Source organism: Enterococcus faecium (genome assembly GCF_029023785.1).
Classification (GTDB): Bacteria; Bacillota; Bacilli; order Lactobacillales; family Enterococcaceae; genus Enterococcus_B; species Enterococcus_B faecium.
In genome coordinates, this window is record NZ_CP118955.1 from 432,501 (window position 1) to 447,345 (window position 14,845).

Consider the following 14,845-nt stretch of genomic DNA (forward strand, 5'->3'; position numbering starts at 1 on the left):
CTTCTAGTGTATGGCTGGCAGCCCAGCCACATTGTGTTTCATTGCTTGCAGGTACTTCAGTAGCTTCAAGAACATCTTTCATTGTTGCTTCAAGAACATCTAAAATGTCTTCGTAGCTTTCATGATTCAATACAGTCAAGTAAAAGCCTGTTTGGCATCCCATTGGAGACCAGTCTACGATGTAATCTGCGTGATTGCGGATTAGTTCGGCAGTCAAGTGCTCAAGTGAATGTAGACTTGGCATGTCCATGTGTTCTTTATTTGGTTGTTTAAAGCGGACGTCGTATTTAATGATGACATCGCCATGCGCACCCGTTTTTCGATCAGCTACACGTACATAAGGTGCTTTGACTTTTGTATGGTCAAGATTAAAACTTTCGACATTCATTCTCATTTGTAAGACTCCTATCTGTTTGTTCATTCGTTTTGATGCTTTTCACTAAAGAATTATTTAGTGAAATTTACAAAAACGTCTTTCTACTTGATTCTAACACTTATCGTTTCCAAGGTGTAGCAATCTGAAATATTTTTTAGATTTTTCTGCTAAGTCGTTTATTGGGACTTCTAGTTCTTGATTCTGTCAAATGCCTGAGCTAAATCGTTTATGAGATCCTGACCATACTCAATTCCTACAGAAAGACGGATCAAGCCGTCCTTTATGCCAGCCTCTTCTCGTTTTTCTTTTGGAATAGACGCATGAGTCATGACAGAAGGAATTTCCACTAAACTTTCTACGCCACCTAAACTTTCTGCTAAAGTAAATAGTTGGAGTGATTCAACAAATGGAATAGCAGATTCTTCATTTTTTAAAGTAAAAGAAATCATTCCGCTAAAGCCGCTCATCTGCTGCTTAGCAACTCCATGGAGTTCATGATCGGGTAATCCTGGATAGTAGACCTTTTCTACTGCTGGATGAGAAAATAGAAAATCAGCTACCACAAAAGCATTTTTTTGATGTTCCTCCATACGAACACTTAGTGTCTTGATTCCGCGCTGAAGTAACCAGCTATCTTGGGGACCAAGTACGGCTCCGATAGCATTTTGGTAAAATCCGATCTGATCGGCTAGATCTTTATGGTTAGAAGTCACTAAACCAGCTACTACATCGCTGTGTCCGCCTAGATATTTGGTACCGCTATGGACAACGATATCAGAACCGAGATCTAAAGGTCTTTGAAAATAAGGAGTAGCAAATGTATTGTCAGCAATAACTATCAATCCATGTTGATGAGCCAGAGTGGCACTTTTTTCTAAATCAGTAATCTTTAGAAGCGGATTGCTAGGTGTTTCAAGATAAAGTGCTTTTGTATTGGGTTTGATGGATTGTTCTATTTTATCAAGATTACTCGTATCTATGATCGTGTACTCGAGACCATTTTTAGTAAGAACTTTGTCAAATAGACGGAATGTTCCTCCATAGACATCATCTCCTAATAAGATATGATCGCCAGCTTGAAAAAGAGAAAAAACGGCATGAATCCCAGAAAGACCAGAAGAAAAAGCGAATCCTCGAACACCGCCTTCCAAATCAGCAATCAGTTCTTCCAATGCAAAACGAGTAGGATTACCAGATCTTGAATATTCATATTGTTTAGGCTGGCCGACGCCATCTTGCCGATAAGTGGATGTTTGATAAATAGGTACACTGACAGCTCCTGTTGTGGGATCTTCACTGATGCCTCCGTGGATCAATTTTGTTTGAATGTGCATGTTTCTTTCCTCCTATAAGTAAATGTTTTTTGATAAATAGCGGTCTGCTGCGTCTGGAAAAATCGTAACGACACGATGACCAGGTGGTAAACGACGAATTTCTCTTAATGCTGCTGCAAAAGCCGCACCACTCGAACTTCCAACTAATAGTCCTTGTTCTCGTGCTAACTGCCTAGTATAGTTAAACCCTTCTACATCAGAGATTGTCTCGATCTGATTGATTGAAAGGGGAGAAAGAAACGGCGGAATGAATTCTACACCGATACCCTCAATTTCGTGAGGGGCTGGATCACCACCATTTAACACAGAGCCCTCTGGTTCTACACCGATTATTCGAATGTCGGGATATTTTTCTTTCAAAAAGGTAGAAGTTCCAGCAAAGGTTCCACCACTCCCAATTCCTGCTACAAAACTATGGATATTTTCTTTGATTTCATGAAAGATTTCTGGCCCTAACGTATGATAGTAAGCAGCAGGATTATCTTTATTTTCAAATTGAAGAGGCAGATAGCTGTTTGATATCTCCTCTGCAAGTTTTTTACTTTTGCTGATGGCACCGATGATTCCTTGCTCACTAGGAGAATGGATGATCTTTGCTCCCAATGCTTTCATCAATTGTTGTTTTTCTAAGCTAAACTTCTCTGGAACAACAAAAACCGTTCTTAATTTGTATGTGAGTGCGGCCAGAGCGATCCCAATTCCTGTATTTCCGGCAGTTGGTTCGATGATCGTCGTTTTTTCATTGATTTTTCCTTGGGCAAATCCTTCTTTGATCAAATAACTGCCCAATCTATCTTTGATACTTCCTCCAGGATTTAAATATTCTAGTTTTGCATAAATAGCAGAACCTTTAGGCATAGAATAGTGCTGATTGTCAAAGCGATAAAGCGGTGTGGAACCAATAGCTTCTGTAATTGTCGAGATAATCATGTGGGCCTCCTAAAAAAAGATAATAAAAAAAGGAGCTGACTATTAAATCAGCTCCTTGAAAGACATAGAGAAAAATTGAGTAGATAAAAAGATAAGTTACCTGGTACTCATTCTATGAAGGGCAATTAATAGACATGACAAATAGTATGCTGCTTTTATGCACCATACAACAGCAACGATTCAATTGTTTTTGGTTGCTGACTGTCATGTGTATCCCTCCAAGTAAAATTTTTATTAACGATAGCATGAAAAAAAATAAAAGTCAAAGGCTTGAAAGAAAAAAATATTTCGATAGCATCGTTTACCCGTGTTTATTTTTCTGACAAATAGGCATGAGACCTTAAAAGATAGAGAATACTCTAGTTTTCTGGCCGGTTGTCTGATACAATAAAGTTGATTATGATAAAGAAAAGAAGGAGCAAAAATAATGATCTCAGCAAGTGATTTAAGAGCCGGTATGACTTTCGTACAAGACGGCAAACTGATTAAAGTTCTGGATGCAAGCCACCATAAACCTGGTAAAGGAAATACAGTTATGCGTATGAAACTGAAAGATGTCCGTTCAGGTGCAACATACGACACAACGTTCAGACCAGAAGAAAAATTTGAAAAAGCACATATCGACACAAAACCTGTACAATATTTGTACACGATGGATGATACAGCTTTCTTCATGGATTTGGAAACATATGAGCAATATGAAATTCCTGTAGAAACAGTAGAAGAAGAAATGAAATATATCCTAGAAAACATGGAAGTAAAAATCCAATTTTTCGGTAGCGAAGTCATCGGCGTTCAATTACCAACAACTGTCGTATTACGTGTTGTGGAAACACAACCTTCCATCAAAGGTGCAACAGTCACTGGTTCAGGTAAGCCAGCGACAATGGAAACTGGCTTAGTAGTCAATGTTCCTGACTTCATCGAAACAGATGAATTGTTGGAAATCAATACAGCAGAAGGTTCTTATGTAAAACGTGCGTCAAAATAATTCGCTAACGGATTGATAAGAATTTGAAAACAGAGCTTGACCTCTTGAAAGGCAGATCATCGGATCTGCCTTTCAAGAGGTTTTTTGTGGAATCAGCAAATTGAAAAATAAAAAAGTATTTGATTTTATTTATATTTTGAAAGATGAATGGCAAAAGCTAGAGAAAGAAGAAACTGCACTTATTTATGAAGAAATTGAAATGATTCATAAAATTGAAAATATCCGAACTATTCCGAACTATATTGAAGCGAAAATATTTTTTCATCACTAAATAGTGTTGAATTTATGTTTTTATGTATAAATAGCTTCTAATAGTTCGGGTATTTTGTTTTTATAACCATTTTTATTCTTATTTTTAAAAAAATATTTCGAAATATACTAGACAATTCAGAAAATTTTGTTTAATATTATTCCAATAAAATTCAAATCTTTATCAAATGAAATTCCAATAAAAACGGAAAAAAAGTGAAAAGAGGAATGAAAAAATGACAGAATTGATAATTGGCGGAGTCACAGCAAGCACATTGGCAGAAAAGTATAAGACACCTCTGTATGTGTATGATGAAGAAAAGATGAGACAAACGATGCTGTCATTCAAGCGAGGCTTTGTATCGAAACGTTTTGATACAAAAGTGCTTTACGCCTCTAAAGCATTCCAAACGATTGAGATGCTGCATTTAGTTCGTGAATATGGATTCGGGCTAGATGTTGTCAGTGGTGGGGAAATCTATACCGCTTTGCAAGCTGATTTTCCTAGAGATACTATCTACTTCCATGGTAACAACAAGACGCCAGAGGAACTGATCTATGCACTTGAAAATGATTTGTTGCATATTGTTGCCGATAATTTGATGGAAGTTGAATTATTAGCAGAATTAAGCCAACGCTATTTAAAAAAAATCTGTATCATGCTTCGGTTGAATGTCGGAGTAGAAGCACATACTCATGAATATATCGTCACTGCGCATATTGATTCAAAATTCGGCATGAGCTATGAAAGTAAAGAGTGCCAACAAGCCCTTCAGTTGATAAAAGAAAGCAGCTATCTAGAGTTAGAAGGATTTCATGCTCATATCGGGTCACAAATTTTTGATGTTACTGCTTGGTTAGCTGAAATCGACAAATTGACGAATTACTTAACCGATTTTGACCAACCTCTTTCCTTGAATCTTGGCGGAGGGTTTGGGATTCGTTATACACAAAATGATCAGCCGATCCCAGTCGAAGAGGCACTAAAAAAACTGATTGAATATACGGAAGAAGCTTTGGAAAAACGAAAACTGACCATTCGTCAATTACTGATCGAACCGGGTAGAAGTATTGTTGGAGAAGCTGGTACAACACTATACACGATTGGTTTCATCAAAAAGACACCACATAAAAAATATTACTTTGTAGATGGCGGGATGACAGATAATATCCGTCCAGCTCTGTATCAGGCAGAATACGATTGTGATTTAGCAGCAAAACTGTCGGAAGAAAAAACAGAGAAAGTGACGATTGCAGGAAAAATGTGTGAATCAGGCGATGTGGTAATTAAAGAAGCTTATTTGCCGAAAGCAGAATCGGGTGATCTTTTAGCTGTTTATTCCACGGGAGCTTATGGATACTCGATGAGCAGCAACTACAATCGAGCGACACGACCAGCAGTTGTTTTTGTCAATAATGGCCAATCAAGACTGATTGTTCGCAGACAAGCATTTTCTGATCTACTAAGGGGGGAAGTTTCCTATGATCCTTCATAAATATAATGGCTGCGGAAATGATTTTATCTTATTAGATTACGCAGAAGACACAGATTATAGTCAATTAGCCGCTTCTTTATGCACAAAAGAAAAATATGATACAGACGGATTGATCGCCGTAAAAATCGATCCGTTGGAAATGATCTATTACAACAAAGATGGCAGCCGCGCGCCGATGTGCGGAAATGGCATTCGCTGTTTTGCTCGATACGTAAATGATCAGAACATGATGAATGAACAGGAATTCAACGTAGAGACATTAGCAGGCACAAGAAAAATTACGGTGTTGGATCCCTCACCTTTTTATTGCAGCGTAGATATGGGAGTGCCAGATGATTCTCCGGAAAAAATCAAAGCTAATCAAACTTATCCAATAAAAAACCAGGAAATAGAGATCAATGGTGAAAAAGTAACGATCACTAGTTTATTTTTAGGAACGATTCATACCGTTGTTTTTGTTGAAAATGCGCGTGAGGAAGTCTGGAGAAAAAGAGGTGAACTGATCTGTCATCATCCTTTGTTCAAAGAAAAAACCAATGTCAACTTTGTAGAAGTAGTCAATGAACAAGAATTGATCGTCCGTACCTATGAAAGAGGAGTAGGTTGGACACTTGCTTGCGGTACAGGTTGCTGTGCCTCTTATGTGGTTGCTAAGGAAACTGGGAAAATTTCAGCAGATCAGGTAGTTGTTCACTTGGAACAAGGAGACTTGATGATCTCTGGTGAGGATGCGATACAAATGGCTGGCCCAGCAGTTCATGAATGGACAAGAATATTGGAGGAATGAAGATGATAAAAGGTTCGATCGTGGCGCTGATCACGCCGATGAATGAAGAGGGATCAGTAGATTATGCTGGTTTGGAAAAATTGATCCAATTCCATTTAGATGAACAAACAGATGGATTATTAGTTTTAGGTACAACAGGAGAATCTTCTACGCTCACACAATCTGAGGAGGAGCAGATCCTTCAACTGACAGTAAAGAAAGTGGCTGGCCGTGTGCCGGTGATTGCAGGAGCTGGAACGAATAATACGAAAGAAACGATTGAAAAAGCGAAGCATTTTGCTTCTTTGGGGGCAGACGCACTTTTGGTCATCACCCCTTACTACAACAAAACAAGTGATGCAGGACTAGCTGCTCATTTTACAGCAATTGCAGAAGCCTCACCGATTCCGCTTATTTTGTATAATGTTCCTTCTAGAACAGGCATGTCGATTCCAATCCATGTATTAGTAAATTTAGCAGAACATCCTAATATCATTGGTTTGAAAGAAGCCTCAGGAGATATGGCTTATGTGATGGATGCCGCTCGGTTGATTGGAGAAGAATTCTTCCTTTACAGTGGAAATGATGATTTGATCCTACCAGTAATGAGTGTAGGAGGAAGCGGTGTAATAAGTGTATGGGCGAATATCCAACCTAAAATAGTCCATGAATTAGTAAAAGATACGCAGGACGGAAGATGGCAGCAAGCAAAAGAAAAGCAATTAAATGCACTTGAACTGATCCATGCCTTGTTCAGTGAGACCAATCCTATTCCTGTCAAAGCAGCCATGTCATTATTAGACTTACCTTCCGGACCTCTACGCCTGCCTTTAGTTTCTCTTTCAAAAGAGAAAAAGAAACAATTAGCTCAGCTTTTGTTAAAAGAAAGGACGGTTGAAAAATGAAAATCGGACTGATTGGCAGTGGACAGATGGGAAATAGAGTCGAAGAAGTTGCACAAGAAAGAGGAGATACGGTCCTTCTTTTACGGACGGCACCTAAAGAAGCAACTACGCTTGCTTTTACGGAACTGCCAGAACTGCTTATTGATTTTTCTCATCCAGATAATTTAGAGAAAATCCTTTCGTATAGCTTATCATATCAACTTCCGTTAGTCATTGGCACGACAGGTTATACACAATCACAGTTCCAAGAAATAAAAGAACATGCCAAACATGTACCTGTGATGTATAGTGCTAATTTTTCGTTCGGCATCATGGTGATGAATCAACTAATCAAGCAAGCAGCTGCAATGTTGCAAGGCTGGCAGATCGAACTGATTGAAAAACATCATAGTCGTAAAAAAGATGCACCATCTGGTACTGCAAATATGCTGCTTCAAACAATCCAAGAAGTGCAAAAGCTGCAGCCCGTATACAACTGGCAAGGGAAAAAAAGAGAAGAAAACCAAATTGGTGTACACAGTATTCGTGCAGGTTCTTTACCTGGTGAACATGATGTATTGTTTGCTGCTACTGATGAAATATTTACGATCAAACATGAATCTTTTTCTAATCGAATCTTTGCTGCAGGCGCAGTAGAAGCAGCGGACTGGTTGAAAGATCAGTCACCAGGTTATTACAAATTAGAAGATTTATTAATGGACAAAGGGGTGTAAAAAACGTGGAAGCTCAAGAAATCATCCGCTACATTCAAACGGCATCTAAAAAGACGCCTGTGAAAGTCTATCTGAATGTAACCGAGCCAATCGAATTTAAAGAAAGTAAAGTTTTTGGTGAAGGAAGCAGCTTCGTTGTTTTTGGTGACTATGAGACGATTGCTCCGGTTTTAGAAGCTGAATCAGAAAAAATCATTGAAATCGAAATCGAAACTGCTGCAAGATACAGCGCAGTTCCTTTGCTAGATATTAAAAAAATTAATGCTCGTATCGAACCAGGTGCTATTATCAGAGATCAAGTGTCAATCGGCAACAATGCCGTGATCATGATGGGAGCGATTATCAATATTGGTGCAGTAATCGGTGAAAACACGATGATTGATATGGGTGCTGTCTTAGGTGGACGAGCGACAGTGGGCAAAAACTGCCATATTGGTGCAGGAGCTGTCTTAGCAGGTGTGATCGAACCAGCATCGGCCAAACCGGTTATCGTAGAAGACGGCGTACTGGTAGGTGCGAATGCAGTGATTGTTGAAGGTGTCCATATCGGAAAAGATGCAGTCGTGGCAGCAGGAGCAGTGGTTTTAGAAGATGTGGCAGCAGAAACTGTTGTCGGTGGAATACCTGCACGTGTATTAAAAATAAGTGATGATCAGACAAAAGAAAATACAGCATTGATTGCTGCGTTACGCGAATTATAGAGGAGATGGAGAAAAATGCGCGAAATAGATACCTGTATTGTGGGGGCAACCGGATTAGTCGGCCAAACGATGCTCAAAGTGTTAGAAGAATATGATTTTCCAGTAGGACGATTGAAATTATTAGCTTCAAAACGTTCAGCCGGTAAAGTTTGTGTATTCAAGAAAAAGAAACACACTGTACAGGAATTGACAGAAACTTCATTTGAAGGATATGATTTAGCGCTATTTTCTGCAGGTGCTTCTGTATCCAAAGAGTTTGCGCCAATCGCACGAAGTCAGGGACTATTTGTCATAGATAATTCCTCAGCATGGCGGGAAGATTCGGATATTCCATTAATCGTTCCAGAGGTCAATCTGGAAGACTATACATTGAATCGGCTGATTGCAAATCCAAATTGTTCAACCATTCAAGCGGTACTTCCGCTTAAAGCTTTACAAGAAGCCTTTGGTATCCAGCGAGTCAATTATTCGACCTATCAAGCAGTTTCTGGTTCCGGGCAAAAAGGCATTGAAGATCTTCATCGTACGCAAAATGACGAGGAACCAGTTTTGTATCCTTATAATATTAGCCAAACGGTGATTCCGGAAATCGATCAGCCTTTGGAAAATGGGTATACAAAAGAAGAACAGAAAATGATAAATGAGACCCGTAAGATTCTGCATCAGCCTGCTTTGCCAGTATCAGCAACCTGCGTACGTGTGCCAATCGAAAATGGACATGGAGTCTCTGTGGCAGTTCAACTGCAAAAAGAGTTTACGACGGAAGAAATTAGAGAGTGTCTCAGCCAGTTTCCAGGGATTCAATTAGAAGATGATCTAGCAGCACATAAATATCCGACGAGCATTCTTGCTAGAGGAACAGATATGGTTTATGTTGGGAGGATCAGAAAAGACACTTCTTTAGAGAACGGATTGTTGTTCTATACGACTGCCGATAACATACGCAAAGGAGCCGCTGCGAATGCCGTACAGATTGCTGCAGCTTTAATGCAGAAAATAGCGGAGGTGGCAAGATGAGTAATACGCTGAAAGTAGCGAAATTCGGCGGAACATCGATGTCTCATGAAGAGCAATTCAAAAAAGTCCGTACAATTGTTCTTTCAGATCCCAATCGCCAAGTGATCGTTGTTTCTGCTTTAGGCAAACGTACGTCAGATGATGACAAAGTAACAGACTTACTTTATTTGATTTATGCTTACCTTCAGCATCATGTTGATTGGACACCCCTTTGGAAAAGGATTTGTGATCGTTTCATTCAAGTAAGAGATGTTCTTGCCCTGCAGTTACCTATTGAAGATGAACTAGCACGCATACAGAAACAACTGGAAGACGAAAAGATAACTGAAGATTATTTAGTAAGTAGAGGTGAATATCTGACTGCTCAACTGATGGCTGAGTATCTTGGTTACCAGTTTATTGACGCAAAAGACCTGATTTTCTTTGACTATGATGGGAAAATCGATCAGGAAAAAACAGCACAGGAAATCACAAAAGCATTTAAAAGATATCCGAAAATGGTTGTTCCAGGGTTTTACGGGGCGAACCCTGCAGGAAAAGAAAAATTATTGGGCCGTGGGGGAAGCGACATTACCGGCGCGATACTGGCGAAGATGTTGCAAGCGGAAAGTTATGAGAATTGGACGGATGTTTCAGGAATCATGATGGCTGATCCGCGAATCATCGATCATCCTAAAATCATCGAGGAAATCTCTTTTAGAGAACTGAGAGAGATGGCTTATATGGGGGCTAACGTTCTTCATGAAGCAGCTGTTTTCCCAGTTCAAGAGGCTGATATCCCCATCCAAATAAAAAATACCAATGATCCTTTCGCTCAAGGGACAAAAATATCGAATCACGAAATAGAAAAGGAAAATGGACTGACAGGAATAGCTGGACGCAAGGATTTTCTTTCCATCACTTTATTCAAACGTCATATGTCCGATGAAATCGGGTTTATCTGGAAAGCAATGAGCATTTTTGCTAAACATGAGATATCAATCGAACATATTCCTTCAGGGATCGACAATATCGGAGTGATCGTCTCAGCAGAAGCGATTGCCGATAAGTTATTTCTCATCACGAAAGAATTAAAAGAAACACTTGGCGTGGAAGAAATCGTCGTGATCGAAGACTTAGCTTTGATCTCTGTCGTTGGGGGTCCGCATAAAGAATTGATTGGATTATCTGGGAAAGTGTTATCGATATTGAACAAATTAGAAATTCGCACATCGATCTTATCACAAGGAGCACAGGAGTTGAATCTGATCATCGGTGTACCGAATAATCAATATGAAACAGTAGTGAAGGGTATCTATGAAGGGATGGTGAATACGGATGCTGAAAGAATATCGAATGGCACTCCATCAAATTCCTGAAATCGGGTTTCATGAATTCAAGACAAAAAAATATTTATATGAACAAGTAAAAAACAGCGGGGCCGTTATCCATGAAATCGGCGAAACAGGACTACTCCTTTATTTTGATAATCAGCAAGAAGAAACGATTGCTTTTCGAACAGATATCGATGCACTGCCAGTCAAAGAAGAAACGAATCTCTCTTTTGCTTCTAAGCATGAAGGTTATATGCATGCATGTGGTCATGACGGACATATGGCGATGCTTTTAGGGTTGACTGACTTTATAACTAAACACATTGAGGATCTTATTTATAATGTAGTACTGATCTATCAGCCATCAGAAGAAATTTCCGGTGGCGCACAAAGCGTTATTCAGTCAGGATTGTTGGATAAATATGAAGTACAAGCAATATTTGGCTTTCATCTATGGCCTGGACTAGCTAAGGGAGAAGTTTTCTCTCGACCAGGACCTTTGATGGCACAAAGCAGTGAAACAGACATTATCATTAAAGGCCAGTCTGCACATATTGCTTCTAGTGAAAAAGGAATCGATAGTCTGGAGGCAGCTGTACGATTTTTGAAGAATGTTTATGATTTTGACCGGCAATTACCGGCAGAGTGGAATCATCTAATGAAATTTGGCCAAATCCAAGGTGGAACGATCCGAAATGTTTTAGCTGGAGAAGTTATTGTATCCGGAAGTATCCGTTCTTACAGTTCAGATATGCAAAATTATTTGAAGAGGGGATTAGACCATTTAGCAGAACAGTTTCACTCTACAGCTACTATTTCTTTTCGCTATAATGACGGCTATCCAGCTGTAATCAACCATAGAGGCTTATATGCAGCACTGTTAGATTCAAACAAACTACATGAATTAGATGCTCCAGTTCTTCAAGCCGAAGATTTTGGCATATATACGCAACAATATCCATGTGTATTTTTCTTTTTAGGTGTCGGTGATACCCCTGCTTTACATGATCCGACGTTCGATTTTGATATGGATGTTTTAGAAAATGGTGTAGAATGGTACAAAACGATTCTTTTTACAGAAAATCTTCTTGTAAAAATCGATAGCAGTTCAAAAGAGGAGCGAGTAAATAATGATGAATTTATCCAATCGATTTAGTCCTAGGCTTTCTAGAATAGAAGTATCAAAAATACGACAATTCGATCAGCAAATATCGTCGATACCAGATGTGATCAAACTCACCCTGGGAGAACCGGATTTTCCAACTCCTGAACATGTCAAGCAAGCAGGAATAGCAGCGATTGAAGAAGACTTTTCTCACTATACCGGAATGAGAGGATTAGAGGAACTGCGGGAAGCGGCTTGTATATTTCAGCAACAGCGTTATGGATTAACTTATGATCCGCAAACGGAAGTTTTGACGACAGTTGGTGCAACGGAAGCGATTGCCTCTGCGTTGTTATCTGTTTTGGAAGAAGGAGACAAGGTTCTTATTCCAGCGCCTGCTTATTCAGGATATCAGCCATTAGTGGAACTAGCTGGTGCTGAATTGATCCCGATAGATACTTCTGACACAGGGTTTGTCTGTCAGCCGGAACAATTTGAACGAGCATTTGAACAATATGGATCAGCTGTCAAAGCAGTCATTTTAAACTATCCTAACAATCCTACTGGGACGACATTGTCTGCAAAACAATTGAAAGCAATCGCTGAGGTTTTAAAAAAATATCCGGTATTTGTTATAAGTGATGAAGTATATGCTGAATTGACTTATAGTGGAACGCATATGTCCATAGCTACTTATCTTCCAGAACAAACAATCGTGATAAGCGGGTTATCCAAGTCACATGCGATGACTGGTTGGCGAGTGGGCTTTATTTTTGCTCAAAAAGCCCTTATTGACGAACTAATTAAAGTCCATCAATATCTGGTGACTGCCGCTACAACGATGTCGCAAAAAGCTGCGGCTGAAGCGCTAATAAATGGGGTGAAAGATAGCGAGAATATGAAAGAGCAATATCAAACACGAAGAGACTATCTGGTCCAGCAATTGGCGCCTTTAGGATTTGAAGTGACCCAGCCAAACGGTGCATTTTACTTGTTTTGCAAACTCCCAGCTGCCATTCAAACTGACTCTTGGCAGTTTTGTGTAGAATTAGCGGAACAGGCAAAAGTTGCGTGTATCCCAGGAATTGCATTTGGCCCAGAAGGAGAAGGTTATATCCGGATTTCTTATGCTAGCAGCATGGAAAAATTACATGAGGCCTGCAAACGGATCAAAGACTTTTTAACAGAACAGTGATTCATAGATTTTATCAAAAAAACAATCGTTAATTTTGCGGTATATTCTGCAAGGAGACGATTGTTTTTTAAATTTAGTTCAAATGAACGCGTTTCTTTTGATTCATAACTAATGTAATGTTAAGTTTAAATTGTTTAGAATGATTTTAAAAGAATATTCAAGGAGGTTTCATCAATGGAAAAAATCAAAGTTGTCATTGTAGGTGCATCTCATGGAGGGCATCAATCGATCTTGGAACTATTGACACGATACGGTGAAAATGTAGATATCACGCTATTTGAAGCAGGAGACTATATTTCCTTCATGTCATGTGGTATGGAGCTGTATTTAGAAGACAAGGTAACAGATGTAAATGATGTACGTAATTTCAGACCAGAAAACTTTCCGCAATCCAATGTTCATATTTTAAATAATCACGAAGTAAAAACGATCGATGCCGATAAAAAAACAGTAACGGTTACTAGCGCATCAGATAACGAAACAAAAGAATATCCTTATGACAAATTGATTTTGAGTTCTGGTGTCAAACCAAACAATCTGCCAGTACCAGGAGCAGATCTAGAAAATGTCTACTTGATGCGTGGATACAATTGGGCAACCAAAATCAAAGAAAAATTAAATGATCCGGCTATTAAAAAAATCGCTGTCGTAGGTGCGGGTTACATTGGGATCGAAGCAGCAGAAGCAAGCCGAAAAGCTGGGAAAGAAGTCGTATTGCTTGATGTGATCGATAGACCTTTAGGCACTTATTTAGATGCTGAGATGACAGATATTTTAGAACAACACCTAAATGAAAACGGTATTGAAGTTTTGACAAATGCAAAAATCGAAGCTTTTACTGGTAACGGAAAAGTTGAGGCAATCAAAACAAGTGAAAAAGAAATCCCAGCAGATCTAGTCATTCAAGCTGCCGGTGTGAAGGCAAATACAGAATGGTTAAAAGGGATCGTCGACTTAGATGAACGTGGCTGGATCCAAACAAATGAATACTTGCAAACGAATCTTCCAGATGTGTATGCAGTAGGAGATGCTACACTTGCTTATTCTATCCCAGCACGCAAAAAAATGCCGATCGCTTTAGCGACTGTTGCACGTAGAGAAGCACGTTATGTAGTAAAACATCTTTTTGAAGAAGTACCAAACAAACCGTTCGGCGGAGTCGTAGGTTCCTCTGCATTAAGTGTCTTTGACTATCATTTTGCAGCAAGCGGATTGAATAGCTTTACAGCAGCAAAAGCAGGAGTAGATGTACGAGTGTCTTATTATGAAGATACGTTACGACCAAAATATGTACCAGAAGAACAAGGAAATCCAAAAGTGTCCATCCAATTATTCTCGGATCCAATGACCCATCAATTGCTAGGAGGAGCAGTATTATCTACCTATGATGTTACAGGTCAAGGAAATGTATTGGCACTAGCGATCCAAAACAAACTGACTTTAGAAGAACTAGCAGAAGCTGACTTCTTCTTCCAGCCAGGCTTTGACCGACAATGGAGCATGTTGAATCTAGCCGCTCAACAAGCGTTAGGAGAAGAACCATTTGTAGAATAAGAAAACGAAATATTTGAAAAGAGGTTGTGAAAAAGCTGCCTTGCATCAAGTAATAAGAACAGCCAAGTAAAAACAGCTTCTTATGTTTTTAACTTGGCTGGACTTATTACCGCAGATGCAAGCTTTTGAACACCGTTTATTTTCAAAAAAGGGACTGTGACACGATTTGTGTACCGACCCCCAAAAGTTAGACCAAAAAA

General features: G+C 39.3%; 15 protein-coding genes (1 of these 15 running past the window's edge). 12 read left to right on the forward strand and 3 right to left on the reverse strand.

Annotation, left to right across the window (positions count from 1 at the left end; all coding sequences use genetic code 11):
* From PYW34_RS02040 to PYW34_RS02050, 3 genes are all read right to left on the reverse strand, one after another.
* Positions 1-394, reverse strand: the 5' portion of a protein-coding gene (locus PYW34_RS02040; protein ID WP_002289439.1) for an S-ribosylhomocysteine lyase. Its footprint begins 65 nt before the window's first position; 394 of the gene's 459 nt are visible here — the first part of the coding sequence; it begins with the start codon at positions 392-394; its stop codon lies beyond the left edge, outside the window.
* A 170-nt stretch (positions 395-564) separates the two neighbouring features.
* Positions 565-1,710 carry a cystathionine gamma-synthase gene (locus PYW34_RS02045; protein WP_002289438.1) on the reverse strand — a complete coding sequence of 382 codons (1,146 nt, stop codon included), beginning with the start codon at positions 1,708-1,710 and terminating at the stop codon, positions 565-567.
* Positions 1,711-1,722: 12 nt separating this feature from the next.
* Positions 1,723-2,640 (reverse strand): PLP-dependent cysteine synthase family protein, encoded by a 918-nt coding sequence (locus PYW34_RS02050; RefSeq protein WP_002289436.1) that lies wholly within the window; start codon positions 2,638-2,640, stop codon positions 1,723-1,725.
* A 427-nt stretch (positions 2,641-3,067) separates the two neighbouring features.
* Here PYW34_RS02050 and efp point away from each other — a divergent pair, with 427 nt between their 5' ends.
* From efp to PYW34_RS02110, 12 genes are all read left to right on the forward strand, one after another.
* Entirely contained in the window at positions 3,068-3,631 is a 564-nt protein-coding gene (efp, locus tag PYW34_RS02055) for an elongation factor P (RefSeq protein ID WP_002289434.1), read from the forward strand.
* A 100-nt stretch (positions 3,632-3,731) separates the two neighbouring features.
* A complete protein-coding gene (locus PYW34_RS02060; protein ID WP_002294348.1) occupies positions 3,732-3,902 on the forward strand; it encodes a hypothetical protein in 171 nt (56 codons plus the stop codon).
* A gap of 214 nt (positions 3,903-4,116) precedes the next feature.
* Positions 4,117-5,376: a diaminopimelate decarboxylase gene (lysA, locus tag PYW34_RS02065; RefSeq protein ID WP_002286883.1), complete on the forward strand. Its 1,260-nt coding sequence runs from the start codon at positions 4,117-4,119 to the stop codon at positions 5,374-5,376.
* On the forward strand, positions 5,363-6,163 hold the full coding sequence (gene dapF, locus PYW34_RS02070) for a diaminopimelate epimerase (protein ID WP_002294349.1): 801 nt from the start codon (positions 5,363-5,365) through the stop codon (positions 6,161-6,163). The genes lysA and dapF overlap by 14 nt, the downstream gene beginning before the upstream one ends.
* Positions 6,164-6,165: 2 nt before the next feature.
* Complete coding sequence (gene dapA / locus PYW34_RS02075) at positions 6,166-7,047, forward strand: 4-hydroxy-tetrahydrodipicolinate synthase (RefSeq protein ID WP_002286879.1); 882 nt, start codon at positions 6,166-6,168, stop codon at positions 7,045-7,047.
* Positions 7,044-7,760, forward strand: a complete 717-nt coding sequence (gene dapB, locus PYW34_RS02080; RefSeq protein WP_002286877.1) for a 4-hydroxy-tetrahydrodipicolinate reductase — start codon at positions 7,044-7,046, stop codon at positions 7,758-7,760. Before dapA ends, dapB begins: the two co-directional genes overlap by 4 nt.
* 5 nt (positions 7,761-7,765) lie before the next feature.
* On the forward strand, positions 7,766-8,461 hold the full coding sequence (dapD, locus tag PYW34_RS02085; protein ID WP_002286875.1) for a 2,3,4,5-tetrahydropyridine-2,6-dicarboxylate N-acetyltransferase: 696 nt from the start codon (positions 7,766-7,768) through the stop codon (positions 8,459-8,461).
* A gap of 15 nt (positions 8,462-8,476) precedes the next feature.
* Positions 8,477-9,478, forward strand: coding sequence for an aspartate-semialdehyde dehydrogenase (locus PYW34_RS02090; protein ID WP_002286873.1), 1,002 nt, complete (start codon positions 8,477-8,479; stop codon positions 9,476-9,478).
* An 8-nt stretch (positions 9,479-9,486) separates the two neighbouring features.
* Positions 9,487-10,836 carry an aspartate kinase gene (locus PYW34_RS02095; protein WP_002304192.1) on the forward strand — a complete coding sequence of 450 codons (1,350 nt, stop codon included), beginning with the start codon at positions 9,487-9,489 and terminating at the stop codon, positions 10,834-10,836.
* A complete protein-coding gene (locus PYW34_RS02100) occupies positions 10,796-11,947 on the forward strand; it encodes a M20 family metallopeptidase (RefSeq protein ID WP_002294351.1) in 1,152 nt (383 codons plus the stop codon). The genes PYW34_RS02095 and PYW34_RS02100 overlap by 41 nt, the downstream gene beginning before the upstream one ends.
* Positions 11,922-13,091, forward strand: coding sequence for a pyridoxal phosphate-dependent aminotransferase (locus PYW34_RS02105; RefSeq protein ID WP_002286869.1), 1,170 nt, complete (start codon positions 11,922-11,924; stop codon positions 13,089-13,091). Before PYW34_RS02100 ends, PYW34_RS02105 begins: the two co-directional genes overlap by 26 nt.
* A 174-nt stretch (positions 13,092-13,265) precedes the next feature.
* Positions 13,266-14,645, forward strand: a complete 1,380-nt coding sequence (locus PYW34_RS02110) for an FAD-dependent oxidoreductase (protein ID WP_002286868.1) — start codon at positions 13,266-13,268, stop codon at positions 14,643-14,645.
* Positions 14,646-14,845 lie beyond the last annotated feature (200 nt).